We start from the raw sequence: 21,965 nt of genomic DNA, 5'->3' as shown, positions 1-21,965 counted from the left end.
CCTTCACTTTGCCCGATCTGGGCCGCGACTTTGGGATTGCCATGACAACTGGCAATCTTCCGAAAGTCAGAGATGAAGATCATGGTGCAGACCATGATATGCTGTTACAATACCATTTAAATTTTGCAATTCGTTGACGCTTTGCCAAAGAACGCCGGCCCTGCCGGCGACGCGTCGTCGTGCCCTGTCGGTCGGCGATCGGAGGCAAGCGAAGGCGGCATGGGAAGGGGCAAGAGCATGGCAGTGGACAAGGCGGCCGCATCCCGGTCGCGGCGGTTCTGGAGCGTCGGGCGCAAGGTGACGGCGGCCTTCGTCGCGGCCATCGTCGGCGGCTTCATCGTCATCATGGGGCTGCAGGCCAAGATGCAGTATGACGACGCGGTGCGGCTGGCGACGCATGACGCCCGCGTCAAGACGGACATGCTGGCCAATGCCACCAAGACCAGCTTCGTCGCCGGCGACGGCGCCTCCATCGAGACGGAGTTCATGCCTCTGGCCGCAAGCAGCGAGGTGCAACTGGCCTCGCTGCGCGCCGCGACCGCATCGGGAACGCTGGCCGACTTCTCCAACCAGCGCTTCGCCAGATACGACCTGAAGGCCGATCAGGATCTGGTCGAGGCGGTGCTGGCCGGCAAGGGGGCGCAGACCCGCTCCGCCAACGGCCACATCGTGGTGACGGTGCCGGTGGTGACCGGAAAGAGCAACCGGCTGGTCGGCGCCCTGCAGATCGCCTGGAGCCTGGATCAGCAGATCGACGCCATCGCCACCCAGATGCGCAACCAGATCGCCATCTGCCTGATCGCGCTGGTGGTGCAGATCGCCCTGCTGAACGTCCTGCTCGGCCGCATCGTCATCCGCCCGCTGCGCGCCATGTCGGCGGCGATGGCAAGGCTTGCCGGCGGCGACACGTCGGTCGAGGTGCCCGGCACCGCCCGCTCCGACGAGATCGGCGCCATGGCCGGTTCCGTCACCGTCTTCCGCGACAACGCCCGCGCCATCGAGCGCATGCACACAGCCCAGGCCGAAGCCGACGCCAAGGCGGAGGAGGCCAAGCGTGCCGCCCTGCTCGACCTTGCCGACCGTTTCCAGGGCACGGTGAAGCGTCTGGTCGAGGGCATCGCCGAGTCCGCATCCGGCATGGCCGACAGCGCCGACCGCATGGCCATGGTGGTGGGCGAGGCGTCGAGCCAGACCCGCAACGTCGCCCGCGAATCCGACGACATCCAGTCCAACGTCCGCTCCGCCGCCGCCGCGGCGACCGAACTCGCCAGCTCCATCGGCGGGATTTCCGAGCAGGTCGGCCATTCCGCCCGCATCGCCGGGGAGGCGGTGTCCCACACCGACCGCACCAACGCCACCGTCCAGGGGCTGATCGCCAATGCCGAGCGCATCGGCCAGGTGGTCGGGCTGATCCACGCCATCGCCAAGCAGACCAACCTGCTGGCGCTGAACGCCACCATCGAGGCCGCGCGTGCCGGGGAGGCCGGAAAAGGCTTTGCAGTCGTGGCGACCGAGGTAAAGGGGCTGGCCGACCAGACCGCCAAGGCCACCGACGAGATCGCCGCCCAGGTGAACGCCATGCAGTCGGTGACGCGCGAGGCGGCCGACGCCATCGGCGCCATCGGCAGCACCATCACCGAGATCGACGGCATTTCCGGCACCATCACCCAGTCGGTGCAGGAACAGAACGCCGCCACGCGGGAAATCGCGCGGGCGGTGGAGATGGCGGCGCTGGGCACCCAGGACGTGTCTGCGACCATCGCCGCGCTGGCCCACACGGCGGAAAGCGCCGGCAGCACCGCGCTGGGCGTGCAGGACGCCGCCCGCGGCCTGTCCGGCCAGACCCGCGCACTGGCGGCCGAGGTGGAGCGCTTCCTGACCGAGGTGCGCCAGCAGGCGACGGGGGATGTGAAGGCGGCTTGAAAACACCCTCTCCCGCCCTGGGAGAGGGAGGGGACCCACGGAGTGGGGAGGGTGAGGGGTAGTCCGAGAATCCGCAACCACACCGATTCTCGGTTCACCCCTCACCCTCCCACCGCTTCACGGTGGGCCCCTCCCTCTCCCGGGGCGGGAGAGGGGTTTCTCAAGACCTTACGAGAACGCCTGCAGGCCCGTCTGCGCCCGGCCCAGGATCAGGGCGTGGACGTCGTGGGTGCCTTCGTAGGTGTTCACCGTCTCCAGATTCACCATATGGCGGATGACCTGGAACTCCTCGGAGATGCCGTTGCCGCCGTGCATGTCGCGGGCGACGCGGGCGATGTCCAGCGCCTTGCCGCAGTTGTTGCGCTTGATCAGCGAAATCGCCTCCGGCGACCAGCTGCCGTCGTCCATCATGCGGCCGACGCGCAAGGCAGCCTGCAGGCCCAGCGCGATCTCCGTCATCATGTCGGCCAGCTTCTTCTGGACCAGCTGGGTCTGGGCCAGCGGACGGCCGAACTGCTTGCGGTCCAGCGTGTACTGGCGGGCGGCGTGCCAGCAGAACTCGGCGGCCCCCATCACGCCCCAGGCGATGCCGTAGCGCGCCTTGTTCAGGCAGCCGAACGGACCGCCCAGGCCCGACACGTTGGGCAGCAGGTTCTCGTCGGGCACAAAGGCCTCGTCCAGCACGATCTCGCCGGTGACCGAGGCGCGCAGCGACAGCTTGCCCTCGATCTTCGGGGTGGAGAAGCCCTTGGTCCCGCGCTCCACCACGAAGCCCTTGATCTTGTTGTCATGGGCGTCCGACTTCGCCCAGACGACGGCGAGGTCGGCGATGGGGGAGTTGGTGATCCACATCTTGGAGCCCGACAGCAGATAGCCGCCATCGACCTTGGTGGCGCGGGTCTTCATGCCGCCGGGATCGGAGCCGTGGTCCGGCTCGGTCAGGCCGAAGCAGCCGACCAGTTCGCCGGTGGCCAGCCGCGGCAGCCACTTCTTCTTCTGCTCCTCGCTGCCATAGGCGTAGATCGGGTGCATGACCAGCGAGGACTGCACCGACATGGCGGAGCGATAGCCGCTGTCCACCCGCTCCACCTCACGGGCGACCAGCCCGTAGGCGACGTGGCTGACGCCCGGCCCGCCATACTCCTCCGGGATGGTCGGACCCAGCAGGCCCAGCTCGCCCATCTCGCTCATGATCTCGCGGTCGAAGCGTTCCTCGCGGAAGGCGGAGATGACGCGGGGCTGCAGCCGGTCCTGGCAGTAGGCGCGGGCGCTGTCGCGCACCAGCTTCTCATCCTCGGTCAGCTGGGCTTCAAGGAGGAAGGCGTCGTCCCACTGGATGCTCTGCACGGTGCGTCTCCTGGTCGTGTCGTGTGGCGGCTGGTCCGCCGGTTACCGGCCAGCTGCCGAGTGGCCGGTCATTGATTGAACCGCACTGTGCCGTGCTGGCGCCATACCTGCAAACACATATTTTCTATCTTGGTCATAACTTTTCGATATGGACAAAGAGCAACAGTCCGTAATCCAATCGGTTCCACAAAAGTTTTAACGTGATGCTTACGATTACCTATGCAATTTTGCCGATGGCACCCTGACCGCCATTCATCCATCGGACATCCCGCCCGTGTTTTCTGCACTGCAACCAATAACCGCCCTTGCCGGATTCCCTCTTTTGCTGGGCCTTGCCTTCCTTACGCTTCTGCACGAAGACGTTGCAATTGCGGTTGGAGCCAGTCTGGTCAGCGTCGGTACCGTCAGCATCGGCGTCACCGCCGTCACGTTGCTGTGCGGGATTGTTGTCGGCGACCTGTTCATTTATGTCCTCGGCCTGTTGTCGCTGCGGGTCAATTGGATCCGGCGGCGGACCGAGGGCGCGATGCTTGAGCGCTGCCGCACGGCATTGCAGAAGAACCTGCTGCCGACGCTGGTGACTTGCCGGCTTGTTCCGGGCGTCCTGTTCCCGACCTATTTCGCCTGCGGCGTGATGCGGGTGCCGTTCCTGCGCTTCATCGTCATCACGCTGGTGACGGCGGGGGTGCATGTCGGGCTTCTGCTGACGCTGATGACCTCGTCGCTGGAGGCTGCGGCGATCCAGGTGCAGGTGATCGGCATCGGCTGCGCGGCCCTGCTGGTGCTTCTGCGCACGCGGCGCGCCCGGTCCGTCGCCGGCAGCCTGTTCGCCCGCATCCGGAAGACGGCGGAGCCGCATCTGCCCCGCGGCCTGCGCGACGCGCTGCACGGCAGCCCGACGCCGCGCGCCATCGCCCTGCCCGGCCTGCCGGTGGTGCCGGCCGGTGCCCCCACCATCGGCTGGGCGGAGCGCATTCCGCCGCTGCTGTTCTACATCCCGCTGGTGGTCCAGTGGTTCGCGCTGGGCATCCGCCACCGCAGCCTGAGCCTGCCGACCGCCGCCAACCCATCCATCGAGGCCGGCGGGCTGCTGGGCGAATCGAAGATCGCCTGCATGGACCTGATCGGCCCGGCGGCCCGGCATTGGGCCGCGCGCTCCGTCGCGCTGGTCAACCGGCCGTCGCTGACCCCGGCGGCGCTCGATCGGCTGGCGTCCGGCGCCGGCCTGTCCTTCCCGCTGGTCGCCAAGCCGGACATCGGCTGGCGCGGCATCGGCGTGCGGCTGGTGCGCGATTGCGCCGACCTGCACGCCTATCTCGCCGGCTTCCCGGCCGAAGCGCGGGTGATCCTGCAGGAGCATGTGGATTACGCGGGCGAGGCCGGCATCTTCTATGTCCGCAAGCCGGGGGAGCGGCACGGCCGCATCTTCTCCATGACCTTCCGCTATTACCCGCATGTGGTGGGCGACGGCCGCTCCAGCCTGCGCGACCTGATCGCCGCCGACCCGCGCGCCGCCTGGAAGGCCGGCCTGCACCACGAGGCGCTGGCCGACCGGCTGGACGAGGTGCCGGAGGCCGGCCGCACGGTGCGGCTGTCGCTGGTCGGCAGCAGCCGGGTCGGCGGGCTCTACAAGGATGCCTGCGGCCATGTCACCGCGACGCTGACCGCGCGCTTCGACGAGATCGCCGACCAGATGCCGGGCTTCCATTTCGGCCGCTTCGACGTGCGCTTCGCCTCGGTGGAGCGGCTGGCGGTGGGCGAGGATTTCCGCATCATCGAGGTGAACGGAGCGGGCGCCGAGGCCATCCACATGTGGGATCCGGAGTTCCGGCTGGCCGACGCCTACGCCACCCTGTTCCACCAGCAGGCGCTGATGTTCGAGGTCGCCGACGCCTGCCGGGCGCACGGTGCCAGGCCGCTGACGGCCTGGGAGCTGATCAGCTACCAGCGCCGCCAGCAGACCCTGCTTCCGCTCTATCCCGCCTCCAACTGACCGGGCGGCGGGATCGCCCCGCCCGCAATCGCAGGCCGGCCCGCGCGACCTGTCCGGCCGGCTTTTCTTATTCCTTCATATGCACGTAATAGAATAGGTCGCTACAAAATATTGCAATTTATTGCAAGAAGTTCTTGAGGAACTCTCTCATAGTATGGACGCAACCCATATATCGCTCATCAAGGGTTGTATTCCATCTCTCTCAGGGGGGTATAAATGGCGATGCTGATGAATGGTGCCTATTTCAACAGCCTGGACCAGGAAAGCGGGCTGCAAAATGCGCTGAAGCAGATCCCGAACAGCGGAACCACCGACTACATCATCTTCAGCCTGAATGTGAACAGCAGCAGCAGTGCGGACATCAATTTCGGTCTGACCGGCCCTGTTCTGGCCTCCGATGGGGTTGTACAGCAGGGCACATCCGACATCATCACCCCAATTGTCAGCGCCGGCGTCAAACAGGGAAGCTGTCAGCGGGTCTGGCTTTCCATCGGCGGCTGGGGTTCGAATGCCTTCACCAACATCAACGACATCCTCGAAGGCCCTGCCGACAACAAGACGACGCTATTCAGCAACTTCAAGGCCATCATCGCGGCCATCGAGGGCATCGAAGGCGCCAATTTCGCCGGCTTCGATCTCGATTTCGAGCAGGCCGAAGGGGATCTTCACACCCTCGTCTCGAACATGACCATCGCGTTCTACAATGAATTCAACTGCAAATTCACGTTCTGTCCGTTCCAGCATTTGCCGGCACGAAATCAGGCTGTTTCCCCCTGGATTTCGTCCCTGTCGACTGTTTACTCGGCCCTGCACACCCAGCCCGTGGTCGGTTTCAATCTGCAAATCTATGCCGGCGGCACCGGGAACGATCCCACGGCATGGGTGAAGGCCGTCGCGGCGGAGTCCGGAACCGGCGTCGCCGATGCGTCCTCCTTCATTTGGCCGATCTTCTCCTGCGACACCACCGCGCCCCCCAACGTCACGCCGTCGCAGGCGACGTCCGACATGCAGGGCTGGAAGTCGCAAGGGGCTTCGCTGTGGGCAACCGCGGCGCTTCCCTATGAAGGCTACGATTTGGGCGACTACGCCACCGCCATCGCCGCTGGCTGAGGCGTAACGGCCGGCGGACCCGTCAGGATGCCGCCGGCCGCTTCCGGCCATTCTCTTGTGCAGCCACCGGGCGGCCGCACCCGTGGCCGGCCCGGATCACAGCGCCGCCAACACCTCGTCCAGCGTGGCGAGGAACAGCGTGGCATCGTCGGAGGAGAACACCAGGGGCGGGCGGATCTTCAGGATGTGCCCCTCCTGCCCGGTGGCGCTGATCAGCACCCGGCGCCGGCGCATGTCGTTCACCACGCGGGCGGTCTCCTCCGGTGCCGGCGTCTTCAGCTTGCGGTCGCGCACCATCTCGACGCCGATGAACAGACCGCTGCCGCGCACGTCGCCGATCAGGTCATGCTTGGCGGCCAGCGCGCGCAGGCCCTCGATCATCTGCGTGCCGACGGCCAGGGCGTTCTCCTGCAACCGCTCCGTCTTGATGACGCGCAGCACGGCCAGCGCCACGGCGCAGGAGACCGGGTTGCCGCCGAAGGTGTTGAAATAGCGCTGGCTCTTGCCGAACGCCTCGATCACCTCGGGCCGGAAGATCGCCCCCGCCACCGGGTGGCCGTTGCCCATCGGCTTGCCGACCGTCACGATGTCGGGCACCAACCCGTGGCGGGCGAAGCCCCACATGTGGGTGCCGAGCCGGCCGAAGCCGGGCTGCACCTCGTCGGCGATGAAGAGACCGCCGGCTTTGCGCATCGCCTCCACCGCCGGGGCGAGGAAGCCGGCCGGATCGGTGAAGACGCCGCTGCTGGAAAAGATGGTGTCGACCAGCAGCGCCGCCGGGGCGATGCCCTTCTCGCGCAGATCGGCGATGGCCGCCTCCACCGAGCGGGCGAAGGCGGCGCCGACCTCCGCCTCCCGGATGCGGTGGCTGTCGGGCGCCGGCACCACGCGGACATGGTCGCCCAGCTTCACCGCGGCCCCCAGCGAGGGCGACATCTCCGCCAGCGCCGAGGTGACGCCGTGATAGGCGTTGTGGGCGATGACGACGCCGGTGCCGCCGGTGTGGACGCGGGCGACGCGCAGCGCCAGGTCGTTGGCCTCGCTGCCGGTGCAGGTCAGCATCAGGTGCGACAGTTCGGCCGGGAACTCCGCCAGGAAGGCTTCGGCGAAGTCGAGGATGCCGTCGGTCAGGTAGCGCGTGTGGGTGTTCAGCACGGCCGCCTGCTTTGCCATCGCCTCCACCACCTCCGGCCGCGAATGGCCGACCGAGGCGACGTTGTTGTAGGCGTCCAGATAGCGGTTGCCGTCGGCGTCATAGAGGTAGGAGCCCTCCCCCCGCACCACATGGATCGGGTCGGCGTAGAACAGCCGGTAGGCCGGGCCGAGCAGCCTCTCGCGGCGGGCGATCAGGGCGCGCTCGCGCTCCGGCAGGGATCCGGCGGAGTCGGGCGCGTAGGCGTTGATCATGGTCATGACGGGTCACACTCTCTGGCAGGCGAGATGGAGCAGGCGGTGCGCGGTGGCGGCCTCGTCGCCGGTCAGCTTTTCCAGGCCGGCATAGGCGCGCTCGGAATTCCGCAGGATGTAGGGGGCGTTGTCAGGATATTCGGCAGCCCGCCAGCCGGTGATGCCGATGGTCAGCGCCAGCCGGGCCGCCACCAGATCGGGCAGCAGCTCCACCTCCTCCGGCGTCAGCGGCAGCACGGCATTGTAGGCGCGGGTCATCTCGACCAGCGAGCCGAAGGGCGTCTCGCCGCTGGTGACATGGTAGGCCAGCGCCGTCGCCAGATCGTTGACCAGCGGCGCCTTCAGCGCGTCGCCGAAATCGATGATGCCGGTGACCGTCTCGTGCCCGACCGGATCGACCACCGCGTTGTGCGGGTTGAGGTCGTTGTGGATCACCTGATGCCGCAGCGCGGACAGCCGCGGCGCCACCCGCTCGGCGAAGCGGGCGACGAAGCGCTCCACCATCCGGCGGCGCGGGCCGTCGGGCAGATAATGCAGCCGGTCGGCGACGCTGGCGGTGCGCGTGATGTCCCACAGCAGGTCACGTTCCGAGCCGGGATGCGCGTAGTCGGCCAGCGCCAGATCCAGCCGTGCCAGCACCGTCCCCAGCGCCCGCATCTGCCCCGGTGAGGCCGGCGCCGCATGGAGCGGCGTGCCCTCCAGATAGGTCAGCAGCCGCAGCACCATGGCCTGTCCGTCGATGCGGACAATCGCCTGCGCCTCGCCATCCAGGGTCGGCACCACCCGCGGCACCGGCAGGGACGGGTCGCGCGCGGCGACATGCTGCATCGCCCCGGTCTGGAAGCTGGTGACGGGCTGCGGTTCCGCCGGGTTGGTGAACTTCAGCACATAGCCCTGCCCTTCGGCGGCGGCGATGTGGAAGTTGCGGTCGCGCTCGCTGCTCAATTCGCGGATGGTGCCGGTCACCCCGAACCACCGCTGCATCATGGCGGCGGCGGCCTCCGGGGAGATCGGCGGCGCGACGGTGGTCAGAACGTCACCGGATGTCATGGCCGATGTCTCCTTGAGGTTCGAGGCGTTCAATGTTTGATGCATCATCGTCATCGGCGGACCGGGGCTCGGCAACTGGCGGACATGAAAACAGGCGGAGGTGAAAACAGGCAGACTGGCGGCGGGATCAGGAGACGAGCGCGGCAGGGGCCGGCGCTGGGGCGGGGATCTCCGCGTCGATCCGCTCCAGGATCGGGCCGCTGGCCAGCAGGATGTCGGCCTGGATGGCGATGGCGGCGGCCGGGCCGTCGTGGCGGCGGATGGCGTCCATCAGCGGGTAATGATGGTCGATCATCGTGCGCCCGGCCCCGCCATAGACGTCGGCGATCAACGGTCCCATCTGCAGCCACAGCCGCCGCAGGATGTCGCCGAGCACCGGCATGTCCGCGATCTCCGCCAGCTTGAAGTGGAAGATCTGGTTGAGTTCGGTTGCCAGCGCGGTGTTGCCGGCGGCCATCGCGTCCTCGTTGCGCGCCAGCAGGCTTTCCAGCGCCGCGATCTGGGCCGGCGTGGCCTTCCCGGCGGCGCGGGCGGCGGCCATCCCCTCCAGGCTGACGCGGATGTCGCGGATCTCCAGATAGGCGGCGCGGGTCAGCATCGGAACGCGGATGTCGCGTGGCGAGCGCAACACCAGGGCCTGATCCTGCACCAGCCGCAGGATGGCGTCGCGCACCGGCGTGACGCTGGTCCCCAGCCGTTCGGCCAGATCGCGGATCTTCAGACGGTCGTTCGGCTTGAACGCCCCCTTCATCAGCGCCTCGCACAGCTTCTGATAGATCGTGCTGCCGAGATTGTCGTGATCGAGAAGGGTGAGGTCGAACCCGCTCATCGTCTGCCTTCCGCGCCCGGCCGCCATTCGCTGTATGATGCATCATCATGACGCAAGGATGACCGAGGGTCAAGACGGCCCCATCGGCTTGAAGGCCATCGTCAGGCGATCCACGGCGTTGCGACGCGCCAGCAGTTGAGCCGGTTCGGCCGCCGGATTTCAGGAGACGCTTCACGGAGGCACGATCTGCGCTACTCTGGCGGGGCCCGACGCCAGCTTAGCGATATCACGCCATGCCGACCGCCTCGCTTTTCGCCCGCGCCTTCCCCTGGCGTCTCCGGTGGCCGGTCCGGCTCAGGACCGCCGTGCTGCTTCTGCTGCTGGCGCTGCTGCCGGCCGCGGCATCAGCTCAAGCGGCATCGACGCCCGCACCGGCCATCCAGGCGACGCCCGCCGCTCCGGCACCCTCTTCTGCCGCGCCTCCCGCTGCCACGCCCCCCGCTGCCGCGGGTGCGGCCGACGGCATGATGATGACGATCCTCAGCGAGGGACAGGGCCGCATGGCCGGGTTCCGCGGCAAGCTGGCCAAGCGGCTGCGCGCCGCGCCCGAGATCCCGTCGGCCGTCGCGAAGGCCCTGACCGCCGGAAGCCCGACCGGAGACCCCGGCCATTTCCTGCGGATCGTCGGCCTGACCCTCGCCGTGATGGCAGTCGGCCACGCGGTGCAGCACATCGTCTTCGAGCGGCCGGTCGCCCGGCGCCTTCTGCCGCGCCCGCGCGCGCCCGGACCGGGCGGTTCGGCGCTGGCGGCCCGCTTCCCCCATCTGGCGGCCCGCGCGCTGCTGACGCTGGTCGGCATGATCCTCGCCAGCCTGATCGGATTCGCCATTGCCACCGCGCTGATCCCCGACCCGGCGCCGCTGACCGAGAAGACCGTCATCCTCACCGGTTCCAGCTATCTGCTGGTCTGGGCCATCGCCCTGTTCTGGCGGCTGGTGCTGCCCCCGGGCGCCGCGGCGGACGACGGGCTGGCCTCGGCCATCTGCCGGATGCGGCGCGACCTGACCGTCAGCGGAGCCCTCGGCGTCGCCCTGATCACCGGCTCCATCTGGCTGGAGGCGCTGGGGATGCCCTACGACCCGCATGCGGTGCTGGTCGCGCTGTTCGGCCTGCTGACCGTGCTGACGACGCTCGGCGCGCTCTACGTCAACCGGCGGACGGTGGAGCGCGCCTTCCTTGCCGAACGCCCGGCCGGAACGGTCGCCGCGCTCGAACGGCTGACCCTGCGCCTGTGGTTTCCGGTGGTGGTGGCTTATTTCGCCTATGCCTGGGTGGCGATGGTCAACCGCCTCATCCTGCGCTGGCCGACCGAGCTGCCGATGCTGGTCGGCGCCTATGCGGTCGCCGGCGCAATCCTCGGCGTCTACGCCGCCGTCACCTACGCGACCGAATGGCTGGTCCACCAGCGGCGGACCTTGTGGCGGCCGCTGGATGAAAGCCAGGACGAAGGTGGGGACGGTCCGCAGGATGCCGACGGCGAAGTCCGGGATGCCCCGCGCGCCGCGACCCTCGACAGCTACGAGGCGCTGGCCCGGCGGGTGGCGGGCATCCTCGCCGCCGTCGCCGGGGTGGCGGTGACCCTGTCGGTGTGGAACGTCCCGCGCATGCATGGCGATGCCGCCGACCGGCTCATCGGCATCATGACGGTCTGCCTGATCGGCTATGTCGCCTACCATGCCGTCCGCATCGGGATCGACCGCCGGATCGCCGAGGAGGGGCCGGTGGCCGGCACCGTTCCCGGCGACGAAGGGGGCGGGGGCGGCTCGTCCAGCCGGCTGGCGACCCTGCTGCCGCTGGTGCGCAACGTCATCCTGCTGTCGATCGTCGGCACGGTCCTGATCAGCGTGCTGATGGATCTCGGGGTCAACATCGCGCCGCTGTTCGCCGGGGCCGGCATCGTCGGCATCGCCATCGGCTTCGGCGCGCAGACGCTGATCCGCGACATCTTCTCCGGCGCCTTCTTCCTGATCGACGACGCCTTCCGCAAGGGCGAATACATCGAGATCGGGTCGATCTGCGGCACGGTGGAGAAGATCTCCGTGCGGTCGATGCAGCTCCGCCACCATCGCGGCCCGCTGCACACCGTCCCCTTCGGCGAGATCCACCAGCTGACCAACTACTCGCGCGACTGGGTCATCATGAAGCTGCCGTTGCGCATCACCTACGACACCGATGTCGAGAAACTCCGCAAGCACATCAAGCAGCTCGGGCAGACGCTGCTCGAGGATCCGGAGCTGGGGCCGAAGTTCCTGCAGCCGCTGAAGTCGCAGGGCGTCATCCAGATGGAGGATTCGGCGATGATCCTCCGCGTCAAGTTCATGACCCGGCCGGGCGACCAGTGGGATATCCGCCGGCGGGTGTTCCAGGAACTGCACGCCCTGTTCCAGCGGGAGGGTATCCGCTTCGCCCACCGCGAGGTGACGGTCCGCTTCGCCGGCGAGGCGACGGCGGCCGGCCCCACCGGCGCCCCCACCGGCGGCCCGATTGGAAGCATGTCACGGGAAGAGGCGCGGAACCTGGCATCCGGCGCCGTCCTGCACACGCTCGGCGAGGACGCGCTGGAGCCCGATGCTGCGGTCGGCCGCCGCTGACCCGGAAGACGCCGCCGGAATGACGGCGGCCGCAACGCCCAAATCCTGGAGACGAGAGAGCGGCATGACCGACGGACTTCGACTTGTCACCCATGGCGGCTCGTTCCACTGCGACGAGGTGCTCGGCTACGCCATCCTGCGCCGCGCCCTGCCGCCCGAGGCGCTGGCCGCCTCAACCCTGCTGCGCACCCGCGATCCGCGCGCCATCGAGGCCGCCGACATCGTCTGGGATGTCGGCGGCGTCTTCGACCCGGCGCGGCGGCGCTTCGACCATCACCAGCGCGGCGCCCCGGCCCGTGCCGACGGGTCGCCCTACTCCTCGGCGGGCCTGCTGTGGTCCGCCTTCGGCCACGATGCGGTGCGCACCGTCCTGGCCGGCCGCGGCGGCGAGGAGGTCGTCGGGCAGATCTGGGCGGAGATGGACGAGCAGCTCATCCGCCTCGTCGACCTTGCCGACAACGGGCTGCGCCCGGTTCCGGGCTTCGGCGACGAGGCGCTCGACCGGGCGGCCCGGATCGCCGACGGGCTGGCGCTGCCGTCCCTGGTCGAGGTGCTGAACCTGCCCTGGGATGCCGCCACGGCCGACCGGGCGCCGGCCGAGGACGAGCGCTTCGCCCGCGCGGCGGAAATCGCGGGCGCCGTCCTCGACGGCCGCATCGAACAGATCCGCGCCCGGATCGCCGCCCGCGACATCGTGCTGGAGGCGCATGCCCGCTCGGCCGACCCGCGCATCCTGGAGCTCGGCCGCGGCATGCCCTGGCAGGGACCGGCGCATGAGGCGGACCTGCCGGTGCTGTTCGCCGTCTATCCCGACAAGGGCGGCGAAGCCTGGATGGTCGGCTGCATGCCGCCGGAACCGGGCAGCTTCGCCCAGAAGCTGCCGCTGCCCGCGGCCTGGGCGGGCCTGCGCGATGCCGAGCTCGCCCGCGTCTGCGGTGTGGAGGATGCCATCTTCTGCCACCTGAACCGCTTCGTCGCCGCCGCCCGCTCGCGCGACGGCGCGCTGGCGATGGCCCGCGCCGCCCTGGCGTCCGCGCCCAACCCGGCAGGCACGATGCGCTGACTGCCCCGGCGCAGAAAAAATTTCTCCCGCCTCCCCGACGAATTGGCACCGCCGCCCCGTATCAAGGGCACTAGGGAAAGACCGGGGCGGCCCTGCGGCCCTCCCGGCAAGCGTCGGGACAGTCATGACGATTCGTTGGAAGCCGGTGATCGCCGGTGTGGTTCTCGCCGGTCTGGTCGGCGGCATCGGCTACGCGGTTCAGCAGAAGCTGACCACCCCTGCGACACCGCCGTTCGCCGGTGCCGGCGGTCCGCCCCCCGGTCCGCCCGGCGCCCCTCCCGGCCCTGAGGGCGGCTCCCGCAACGCCGTGGTGGCAGTGCAGGCCGGCACGGTGGCTCGCGAGGACGTGCCGATCTGGTTCGACGGCATCGGCACGATCCAGGCCTTCAACACCGTCACCGTGCGCGCCCGCGTCGATGGCGAGCTTCAGCGCGTCTCGCTGCAGGAAGGCCAGCTGGTGAAGGCCGGCGACCTGCTGGCGACCATCGATTCCCGCGCGCTCCAGGCCCAGCTGGCCCAGGCCGAGGCGAAGAAGGCGCAGGACGAGGCGCAGCTCGCCAACGCCCGCCGCGACCTGGAGCGCAACATGAACCTGAAGGAGTTCGCGTCGCGCCAGACGGTCGACACCCAGCGCGCGCTGGTCGCCCAGTACGAAGCGCAGATCCGCGCCGACGAGGCGGCGATCGAGGCGGTGCGGGTCCAGCTGAACTACACCACCGTCACCGCCCCCATCAGCGGCCGCATCGGCCTGCGCAATGTCGACCAGGGCAATGTGGTGCGGGCGAGCGACCAGAGCGGCATCGCCACCATCACCCAGATCCAGCCCATCGCCGTGCTCTTCACCCTGCCGGAGAAGCAGCTCCCCGCCGTGCTGGCCGCCCAGGCTCAGGGCCCGGTCAAGGTGGAGGTGCAGGACCGCGAGGGCCGGCGCGTGCTCGACACCGGCTCTCTCGCCGTGGTGGACAACCTGATCGACAGCGGCACCGGCACCATCCGCCTGAAGGCGCAGATGCCGAACGACCCGCAAAAGCTGTGGCCCGGCCAGTTCGTCAATGTCCGCCTGCTGTCCACCATCCGCCGAGACGCCACCACGGTGCCCTCGACGGCGGTGCAGCGCGGGCCGCAGGGCACCTACGCCTATGTCATCAAGGACGACCTGACGGTGGAGCAGCGCCCGATCAAGGTCGCCCGCCAGGAGGAGAACAAGGCCATCGTCGACGATGGCCTGGCCCCCGGCGAGCGCGTGGTGGTGGACGGCCAATACCGCCTGCAGCCCGGCTCCAAGGTGCGCATCGTCGAGCCCATCGCGTCCGCCGCACCGGCTGGGGCTGCACCCGCTGCAAACGCACCCACCGGCACCGCGCCCGATCCGACCGCCCGCGAGGAGCGGCGGCGCGAGCGGCAGCAGCGCGAGAACAACGGCACCGCTCCCCCTCCCGGCCAGCCCGGCCAGCGTGACGGGCGGCAGCCCTCATGAACATCTCCGCCCCCTTCATCCTGCGGCCGGTCGCCACCGGGCTGCTGATGCTGGCGGTCGTGCTGCTGGGCCTGCTGGGCTACAGCACACTGCCGATCTCCTCGCTGCCGACGGTCGATTTCCCGACGGTGCGCGTCACCACCCAACTGCCGGGGGCGGCCCCCGACGTGATGGCGTCCTCCGTCACCGCGCCGCTGGAACGGCAGCTCGGCCAGATCGCCGGCATCTCCTCGATGATCTCGACCAGCTCCTTCGGGCTGTCGGTCATCACGCTGCAGTTCGACCTGTCCCGCGACATCGACGCCGCCTCGCAGGACGTGCAATCGGCGATCAGCGCCGCATCGGGCACGCTGCCCAAGGGCCTGCCGAACCCGCCGGTCTATGACAAGGTCAATCCGGCCGACACGCCGGTGATGGTGCTGGCGCTGAGTTCGGAATCCCTGCGGCTGGAGACCGTCAGCGACGCCGCCGACACGCTGCTGGCGCAGAAGCTGTCCCAGGTCGACGGCGTCGGCTATGTCGGGATCGAGGGCGGCCTGCGCCCCGCCGTGCGCGTGCAGGTCAATCCCGCCGCCGTCGCCGGTCTCGGCCTGACGCTGGAGGATGTGCGGACCACCATCACCCAGGCCAACGTCAACGCGCCGAAGGGCAGCTTCGACGGCCCGCGCCAGTCCTGGTCGATAGGCGTCAACGACCAGATCGAGACCGCCGCCGCCTACCGCCCGATCATCGTCACCTACAAGAACGGCGGCCCGGTGCGGCTGTCCGACATCGGCACCGTGGTCGATTCGGTGGAGAACACCCGGCTGGCGGCCTGGCACGACGGCAAGCCGGCGGTGCTGCTGAACGTGCTGCGCCAGCCCGGCGCCAACATCATCGACACGGTGGACCGCATCCGCGCCCTGCTGCCGTCGCTGCAGGCCACGCTGCCGCCGCAGATCCACATGGCGGTGCTGACCGACCGGACGGAGACCATCCGCGCCTCGGTGGTGGACGTGCAGAAGACGCTGGTGCTGACCGCCGGGCTGGTGGTGCTGGTGATCTTCCTGTTCCTGCGCAAGGCGTGGGCGACGGTGATCCCGGCGGCGGCGCTGCCGCTGTCGCTGATCGGCACCTTCGGCATCATGGCGCTGTGCGGCTTCAGCCTGGACAACCTGTCGCTGATGGCGCTGACCATCGCGTCGGGCTTCGTCGTCGACGACGCCATCGTGATGATCGAGAACATCGTCCGCCACATCGAGAAGGGCGAGAAGCCGCTGCCGGCGGCCCTCAAGGGGGCGCGCCAGATCGGCTTCACGGTCGTTTCGCTGACCCTGTCGCTGATCGCGGTGTTCATCCCGCTGCTGTTCATGGGCGGCGTGGTCGGCCGGCTGTTCCGCGAGTTCGCCATTACCCTGTCCATCGCGGTTCTGGTGTCGGCGGCGATCTCGCTGACGCTGACGCCGATGATGTGCGCCCGCCTGCTCAAGCCCGAAACTGAAAGCAGGCCCAACGCCGTCTTCCGCTGGACCGAGCGCGGCTTCGACGCGCTGTTGAACGGCTACGCCGCCTCGCTGCGCGTCGTGCTGCGCCACCAGCCGGCGACGCTGATCTTCACCATCGCCACGCTGGCCGCCACGCTCTACCTCTATGACGTGGTGCCCAAGGGCTTCCTGCCGCAGCAGGACACCGGCGTCATCACCGGCGTGACCGACGCAGCCCCGTCCATCTCGGTCAAGGCGATGGCGGAGCGGCAGCGCGAGGTCGCCGACATCGTCCGCCGCGACCCCGACGTGGCCGGGGTGGCCAGCTTCGTCGGTACCGGCACGGTGAACGCCACCACCAACACCGGCAGCCTGACCATCGCGCTGAAGCCGCGCGACCAGCGGACCTCCTCGGCGGAGGAGATCATCGCCCGCCTGCGCGCCGCCACCGGCGATCTGAAGGGCGTTTCGCTGTTCATGCAGGCGGTGCAGGACGTGCAGATCGACAGCCGCGTCAGCCGCACCCAATACCAGTATGTCCTGCAGGACGCCGACCCGCGCGAGCTGGAGAACTGGACCCCGCGCCTGCTCGACGCACTCCGCGCAAGGCCGGAGCTGACCGACGTGGCGACCGACCAGCAGCCGGACGGGCTTCAGGTCTACCTGACCATCGACCGCGACGCCGCATCCCGCCTGAATGTGCTGCCGCAGGCCATCGACGATACGCTGTACGACGCCTTCGGCCAGCGGCAGGTCTCCACCATCTACACCCAGACCAACCAATACCGCGTGATCCTGGAGGTGGAGCCGTCCTTCCAGATGGATCCGGCGTCGCTGTCCAAGATCTATGTGAAGTCCGGCAACGGCGGCGTGGTGCCCCTGGGCGCCGTGGTGTCGGTGGAGCGCAGGACCGCGCCCCTGGTCATCACCCACCAGGGCCAGTTCCCCTCCGTCACCCTGTCCTTCAACGTGGCGCACGGCGTCTCGCTGGGGGCGGCGGTCACGGCGATCCAGCAGGCGCGCGACAGCATCGGCATGCCCGACACCGCGACCGCCCGCTTCGCCGGCACGGCCGCCGAGTTCCGCAGCTCGCTGGAAACCCAGCCCTGGCTGATCCTGGCGGCGGTGGTCGCGGTCTACATCGTGCTTGGCATCCTGTACGAGAGCACGATCCACCCCGTCACCATCCTGTCGACCCTGCCCTCGGCGGGCATCGGCGCGCTTCTGGCGCTGATGGCGACCGGCCACGACCTGTCGCTGATCGCGCTGGTCGGCATCGTGCTGCTGATCGGCATCGTCAAGAAGAACGCGATCATGATGATCGACTTCGCGCTGGAGGCCGAACGCCACCAGGGCATGGCGCCGGAACGCTCGATCTACGAGGCGTCGCTGCTGCGCTTCCGCCCGATCATGATGACGACGATGGCGGCCCTGCTGGGTGCCCTGCCGCTGGCGCTGGAGAACGGCACGGGATCGGAGCTGCGCAAGCCGATGGGCATCGCCATCGTCGGCGGTCTGGTGCTGAGCCAGGTGCTGACGCTCTACACCACGCCGGTGGTCTATCTCTACATGGACCGGCTGGGCACCCGCCTGCGGCGCTGGCTGCGGCCGGGGTCCAAGGCGGCGGCACTGCCGGGCAACGACCGGGCGCCCGGCCGCGCGGCGGCGGAGTAGCCGCCCATGGCCTCCCCCAAGCTGTCGGCCGCCAAGCTGTCGCTCTCCGCCCCCTTCATCGAACGGCCGGTCGGCACCTCGCTGCTGATGATCGGGCTGATGATCCTCGGCATGGTCGCCTACCGCTTCCTGCCGGTGGCGCCGCTGCCGCAGGTGGAATTCCCGACCATCGTCGTCACCGCGTCGCTTCCCGGCGCCAGCCCGGAGACGATGGCGGCCTCCGTCGCCACCCCGCTGGAACGGCGGCTGTCCCGCATCGCCGGCATCACCGAGATGACGTCGAACAGCAAGCTCGGCAGCACCTCCGTCGTCGTGCAGTTCGACCTGAACCGCGACGTGGAGGCGGCGTCGCGCGACGTGCAGGCGGCGATCAACGCCGCCGGCGGCGACCTGCCGGCCGACCTGCCCAGCCCGCCCAAGATGCGGCGCATCAACCCGGCCGACGCGCCGGTGATGACGCTCGCCATGACCTCCACCACCCTGGCGCCATCGGAACTCTACAACCTCGCCGACAGCGTCATCGGCCAGCGGCTGAGCCAGATCGAGGGGGTGGCCCAGGTCTCCATCAACGGGGCGGAGAAGACGGCGGTGCGCGTGCGCGTCAACGCCACCGCCGCCGCCAACATGGGCGTCAGCCTGGAGACGATCCGCAGCGCCATCTCGCGCGCCAACGCCAACGGCCCCAAGGGCAGCTTCGACGGCACCCATGAATCCTGGTCGATCGGCGCCAGCGACCAGCTGTTCGGCGCCGACGCCTACCGCCGGCTGATCGTAACCGAGAAGAACGGCGCCACCATCCGGCTCGGCGATGTCGCCGAGGTGATCGAGGCGCCGGAGAACAGCCGCACCGCAGCCTGGCAGGACGGCCAACGCGCGGTGCTGATCAACATCCAGAAGCAGCCGGGCTCCAACGTGGTGGAAACGGTGGACCGGGTGAGCGCCGAACTGCCGACCCTGCGCGGCTGGATGCCGCCGGGGGTGCAGCTTTCGGTGCGCACCGACCGCACGCCGACCATCCGCGCCTCGATCGACGACGTGCAGAAGACGCTGGCGATCACCGTGGCGCTGGTGGTGATGGTGATGGCGCTGTTCCTGCGCCGCCTGTGGGCCACGATCATCCCGGCGGCCTCGGTGCCGCTGTCGCTGGCGGGCACCTTCGGCGTGATGTGGATCGTCGGCTACAGCCTGGACAATTTCTCGCTGATGGCGCTGACCATCTCGGTCGGCTTCGTGGTGGACGACGCCATCGTCGTCATCGAGAACATCGTCCGCCACATCGAAAAGGGCGCCAAACCCTTCGAGGCGGCGGTGAAGGGCGCCCGGCAGGTCGCCTTCACCGTGGTGTCGATCAGCCTGTCTCTGGTCGCCGTCTTCATCCCCATCCTGTTCATGGGCGGCATTCAGGGCCGGCTGTTCCGCGAATTCGCGGTGGTGCTGTCGGTCGCCATCGCGGTGTCTGCGGTGGTCTCGCTGACCCTGACCCCGATGATGTGCGCCCACCTGCTGCAGCCGGACTCGGAGCGCAAGCCCCCCGGACGGCTTGCCCGCGCGCTCGCCTGGATCGGCGACCGGCTGTTCGGGCTCTATGCCGACGGGCTGGACTGGGTGCTGGCCCATCGCCGCACCATGCTGGCGGCGACCTTCGCCATCGTCGGCGTCAGCGTCTGGCTCTACGGGCAGGTGCCGAAGGGCTTCGTGCCGCAGCAGGACACCGGGCTGCTGATGGGCTTCAGCGACCCGCCGCCGGACATCTCCTTCACCGCCATGGTCACGCGCCAGCGCGCCTTGCAGGAGGCGGTGGCCGGCGATCCGGCGGTCGCCAGCGTCGGCGGCACCATCGGCGGCGGCGGGCCGGGCGGCACCTATTCCGGCCAGATCTTCATCGCGCTCAAGCCGAAGGCGGAGCGCGAGGATCTGGCGACCGTCACCCAGCGGCTGCGCATGCGCGCCGGCAAGGTGCCGGGGGTGCAGCTGTTCCTGATGCCGGTGCAGGACATCCGCGTCGGCGGCTTCCAGGGCCGCAGCCAGTACCGCTACAGCCTGCAGGATCCCGACATCGCCGCGCTGAACGAATGGGCGCCCAAGCTGGTGGAAAAGATGCGCACCCTGCCGGAGCTGGTGGACGTCGCCAACGACCGCCAGAACGGCGGCATCCAGGCCAATGTGATCGTCGACCGCGACGCCGCCGCGCGCCTCGGCGTGACCTTGAGCGAACTGGAGGCGACGCTGTACGACGCCTTCGGCCAGCGGCAGGTCTCCACCATGTATCTGGCGCAGAACCAGCACAAGGTGGTGCTGGAGGTCGATCCGCGCGAGGCGCTCGGCCCCGATGACCTGAAGCGCATCTACGTGCCGGGCCGCGACGGCATGGTGCCCTTGTCGGCGGTGTCGCGCGTCGTCATCGGCAACCAGGCCTCCAGCATCCAGCACCAGAGCGGCTTTCCGGTCGCCAACCTGACCTTCGACCTCGCGCCCGGCGTCTCGCTGTCCCAGGCGACCGAGGTGATCCAGCGCGCGGCGGAGGACATCGGCATGCCGGCCGGCATCCGCGCCGGCTTCCAGGGCGACGCGCGGGCCTTCCAGCAATCCTCCTCCAGCCAGCCGCTGCTGATCCTGGCGGCGCTGATCACCATCTACATCGTGCTGGGCGTTCTGTACGAGAGCCTGATCCACCCGCTGACCATCCTGTCGACCCTGCCGTCGGCCGGCCTCGGGGCGCTGATCGCGCTGATCCTGACCGGCTACGATTTGTCGATCGTGGCGCTGATCGGCATCATCCTGCTGATCGGCATCGTCAAGAAGAACGCCATCATGATGATCGACTTCGCCCTGGAGGCGGAGCGCGAGCGCGGCCTGTCGCCCTTGGAGGCGATCCGCGAAGCGGGGCTGGTCCGCTTCCGCCCGATCATGATGACGACGATGGCGGCCTTGCTGGGCGCGGTTCCGCTCGCCTTCGACTATGGCACCGGCGGCGAGATCCGCCGCCCGCTGGGCGTCGCCATCATCGGCGGCCTGCTGGTGAGCCAGATGCTGACGCTCTACACCACGCCGGTGGTCTATCTGACGCTGGAACGGCTGGCGATGCGCCGCAACCGCCGCGCCGCCATCGCCGCCCCGGCGGAATAGGGGGGCGGGATGGGCGTGGTGCTGCTCGGGGATAAACGCCCTCTCCCGCCCCGGGAGAGGGAGGGGACCCGCGCCGAAGGCGCGGGGAGGGTGAGGGGTCATTCAAGAATCCCGAGCCGCATGGTTCCTTGGATCACCCCTCACCCTTCCCATGCTGCGCATGGGCCCCGAAGTCGCTCGCAAGCCTCGCGACTGCATTCCGCCTACGATCGCCTTTCGGCGCTCGTCCGGCCTATGGCCGTCGGCTCCACGCCCTCTCCCGGGACGGCAGAGGGAACATTGTCCTCGTCCCCCTGGCGCCTCTCCATCCTGTTGGGCATAGTTCCCGCCCACGGCATGAGCGGACTCCCGGTGATCGAGGCCAGCGGCACGGACGACGAGTTGATGGCCCGCGTGGCCGGCGGCGATGCCGCGGCGTTCGACCGGCTGGCCGCCCGCCACATGCGCCGCACCGTGGCGCTCGCCCAGCGGATGACCGGCAACCCGTCCGATGCCGACGAGATCGCGCAGGAGGCCTTCCTGCGGGTCTGGCAGCATGCCGGGCGCTGGGACGGCGGGCGGGCCTCCTTCACCACCTGGCTCTACCGCATCGTGATGAACCTCGCCATCGACCGCGGCCGCCGCCCCGGCTGGTCGCCGCTGGAGGAGGCCGGCGATCCGCCCGACGAGTCTCCCGACGCGCTCGCCCGCATCGCCGAACGCCAGACGGCGGAGCGCGTCAACCGGGCGCTGGCCGCCTTGCCCGACCGCCAGCGCGCCGCCGTGGTGCTGTTCCACCAGGAGGGGCTCAGCCTGCGGCAGGCCGCCGAGGTGCTGAGCATGAGTGAGACCGCCTTCGCCTCGCTGCTCGCCCGCGCCCGCTCGGCACTGAAGAGCGCGCTCACCTCCGCCGATGTCCCATGAGGGAGGATT

At 69.1% G+C, this 21,965-nt stretch carries 13 protein-coding genes; 9 read left to right on the top strand and 4 right to left on the bottom strand.

Annotation, left to right across the window (positions count from 1 at the left end; all coding sequences use genetic code 11):
• The first annotated feature begins 237 nt into the window (after positions 1–237).
• Positions 238–1,923 (top strand): methyl-accepting chemotaxis protein, encoded by a 1,686-nt coding sequence (locus AZOLI_RS25075; protein WP_014189437.1) that lies wholly within the window; start codon positions 238–240, stop codon positions 1,921–1,923.
• Positions 1,924–2,091: 168 nt separating this feature from the next.
• Here the strand turns inward: AZOLI_RS25075 and AZOLI_RS25070 are convergent, their stop codons facing one another.
• Complete coding sequence (locus AZOLI_RS25070) at positions 2,092–3,270, bottom strand: acyl-CoA dehydrogenase (RefSeq protein WP_014189436.1); 1,179 nt, start codon at positions 3,268–3,270, stop codon at positions 2,092–2,094.
• A 322-nt stretch (positions 3,271–3,592) separates the two neighbouring features.
• Here AZOLI_RS25070 and AZOLI_RS25065 point away from each other — a divergent pair, with 322 nt between their 5' ends.
• Positions 3,593–5,263, top strand: coding sequence for a VTT domain-containing protein (locus AZOLI_RS25065; RefSeq protein WP_244442665.1), 1,671 nt, complete (start codon positions 3,593–3,595; stop codon positions 5,261–5,263).
• A 216-nt stretch (positions 5,264–5,479) separates the two neighbouring features.
• Entirely contained in the window at positions 5,480–6,373 is an 894-nt protein-coding gene (locus AZOLI_RS25060) for a hypothetical protein (RefSeq protein ID WP_044553132.1), read from the top strand.
• A 96-nt stretch (positions 6,374–6,469) separates the two neighbouring features.
• Here AZOLI_RS25060 and AZOLI_RS25055 read toward each other — a convergent pair whose 3' ends face one another.
• The 3 genes from AZOLI_RS25055 to AZOLI_RS25045 form a co-directional block, all read right to left on the bottom strand.
• Positions 6,470–7,786: an aspartate aminotransferase family protein gene (locus tag AZOLI_RS25055; RefSeq protein ID WP_014189432.1), complete on the bottom strand. Its 1,317-nt coding sequence runs from the start codon at positions 7,784–7,786 to the stop codon at positions 6,470–6,472.
• Positions 7,787–7,792: 6 nt separating this feature from the next.
• The gene (locus tag AZOLI_RS25050; protein ID WP_014189431.1) at positions 7,793–8,830 is read right to left on the bottom strand and encodes a phosphotransferase; all 1,038 of its coding nucleotides are present in this window, start codon (positions 8,828–8,830) and stop codon (positions 7,793–7,795) included.
• Between the two features lie 127 nt (positions 8,831–8,957).
• Positions 8,958–9,659 carry a GntR family transcriptional regulator gene (locus AZOLI_RS25045; protein ID WP_014189430.1) on the bottom strand — a complete coding sequence of 234 codons (702 nt, stop codon included), beginning with the start codon at positions 9,657–9,659 and terminating at the stop codon, positions 8,958–8,960.
• 233 nt (positions 9,660–9,892) lie between these two features.
• Here AZOLI_RS25045 and AZOLI_RS25040 point away from each other — a divergent pair, with 233 nt between their 5' ends.
• From AZOLI_RS25040 to AZOLI_RS25015, 6 genes are all read left to right on the top strand, one after another.
• Positions 9,893–12,250: a mechanosensitive ion channel family protein gene (locus tag AZOLI_RS25040; protein ID WP_014189429.1), complete on the top strand. Its 2,358-nt coding sequence runs from the start codon at positions 9,893–9,895 to the stop codon at positions 12,248–12,250.
• Positions 12,251–12,314: 64 nt separating this feature from the next.
• Positions 12,315–13,313 (top strand): MYG1 family protein, encoded by a 999-nt coding sequence (locus AZOLI_RS25035; RefSeq protein WP_014189428.1) that lies wholly within the window; start codon positions 12,315–12,317, stop codon positions 13,311–13,313.
• Between the two features lie 124 nt (positions 13,314–13,437).
• The gene (locus tag AZOLI_RS25030; protein WP_014189427.1) at positions 13,438–14,790 is read left to right on the top strand and encodes an efflux RND transporter periplasmic adaptor subunit; all 1,353 of its coding nucleotides are present in this window, start codon (positions 13,438–13,440) and stop codon (positions 14,788–14,790) included.
• Positions 14,787–17,927, top strand: coding sequence for a multidrug efflux RND transporter permease subunit (locus AZOLI_RS25025; protein WP_014189426.1), 3,141 nt, complete (start codon positions 14,787–14,789; stop codon positions 17,925–17,927). Before AZOLI_RS25030 ends, AZOLI_RS25025 begins: the two co-directional genes overlap by 4 nt.
• Positions 17,928–17,933: 6 nt before the next feature.
• Complete coding sequence (locus AZOLI_RS25020; protein WP_014189425.1) at positions 17,934–21,053, top strand: efflux RND transporter permease subunit; 3,120 nt, start codon at positions 17,934–17,936, stop codon at positions 21,051–21,053.
• Between the two features lie 336 nt (positions 21,054–21,389).
• Positions 21,390–21,956, top strand: coding sequence for an RNA polymerase sigma factor (locus AZOLI_RS25015; protein WP_044553130.1), 567 nt, complete (start codon positions 21,390–21,392; stop codon positions 21,954–21,956).
• Positions 21,957–21,965: the final 9 nt, after the last annotated feature.

It is taken from the genome of Azospirillum lipoferum 4B (genome assembly GCF_000283655.1).
Classification (GTDB): Bacteria; Pseudomonadota; Alphaproteobacteria; order Azospirillales; family Azospirillaceae; genus Azospirillum; species Azospirillum lipoferum_C.
This window is presented reverse-complemented; position numbering and strand designations above follow the sequence as displayed.

Coding starts and splice junctions, on each gene's coding strand:
- AZOLI_RS25075 (WP_014189437.1), top strand. CDS start 238: ATGGCAGTGGACAAGGCGGCCGCATCCCGGTCGCGGCGGTTCTGGAGC.
- AZOLI_RS25060 (WP_044553132.1), top strand. CDS start 5,480: ATGGCGATGCTGATGAATGGTGCCTATTTCAACAGCCTGGACCAGGAA.
- AZOLI_RS25055 (WP_014189432.1), bottom strand. CDS start 7,786: ATGACCATGATCAACGCCTACGCGCCCGACTCCGCCGGATCCCTGCCG.
- AZOLI_RS25050 (WP_014189431.1), bottom strand. CDS start 8,830: ATGACATCCGGTGACGTTCTGACCACCGTCGCGCCGCCGATCTCCCCG.
- AZOLI_RS25045 (WP_014189430.1), bottom strand. CDS start 9,659: ATGAGCGGGTTCGACCTCACCCTTCTCGATCACGACAATCTCGGCAGC.
- AZOLI_RS25040 (WP_014189429.1), top strand. CDS start 9,893: ATGCCGACCGCCTCGCTTTTCGCCCGCGCCTTCCCCTGGCGTCTCCGG.
- AZOLI_RS25035 (WP_014189428.1), top strand. CDS start 12,315: ATGACCGACGGACTTCGACTTGTCACCCATGGCGGCTCGTTCCACTGC.
- AZOLI_RS25030 (WP_014189427.1), top strand. CDS start 13,438: ATGACGATTCGTTGGAAGCCGGTGATCGCCGGTGTGGTTCTCGCCGGT.
- AZOLI_RS25025 (WP_014189426.1), top strand. CDS start 14,787: ATGAACATCTCCGCCCCCTTCATCCTGCGGCCGGTCGCCACCGGGCTG.
- AZOLI_RS25020 (WP_014189425.1), top strand. CDS start 17,934: ATGGCCTCCCCCAAGCTGTCGGCCGCCAAGCTGTCGCTCTCCGCCCCC.
- AZOLI_RS25015 (WP_044553130.1), top strand. CDS start 21,390: ATGAGCGGACTCCCGGTGATCGAGGCCAGCGGCACGGACGACGAGTTG.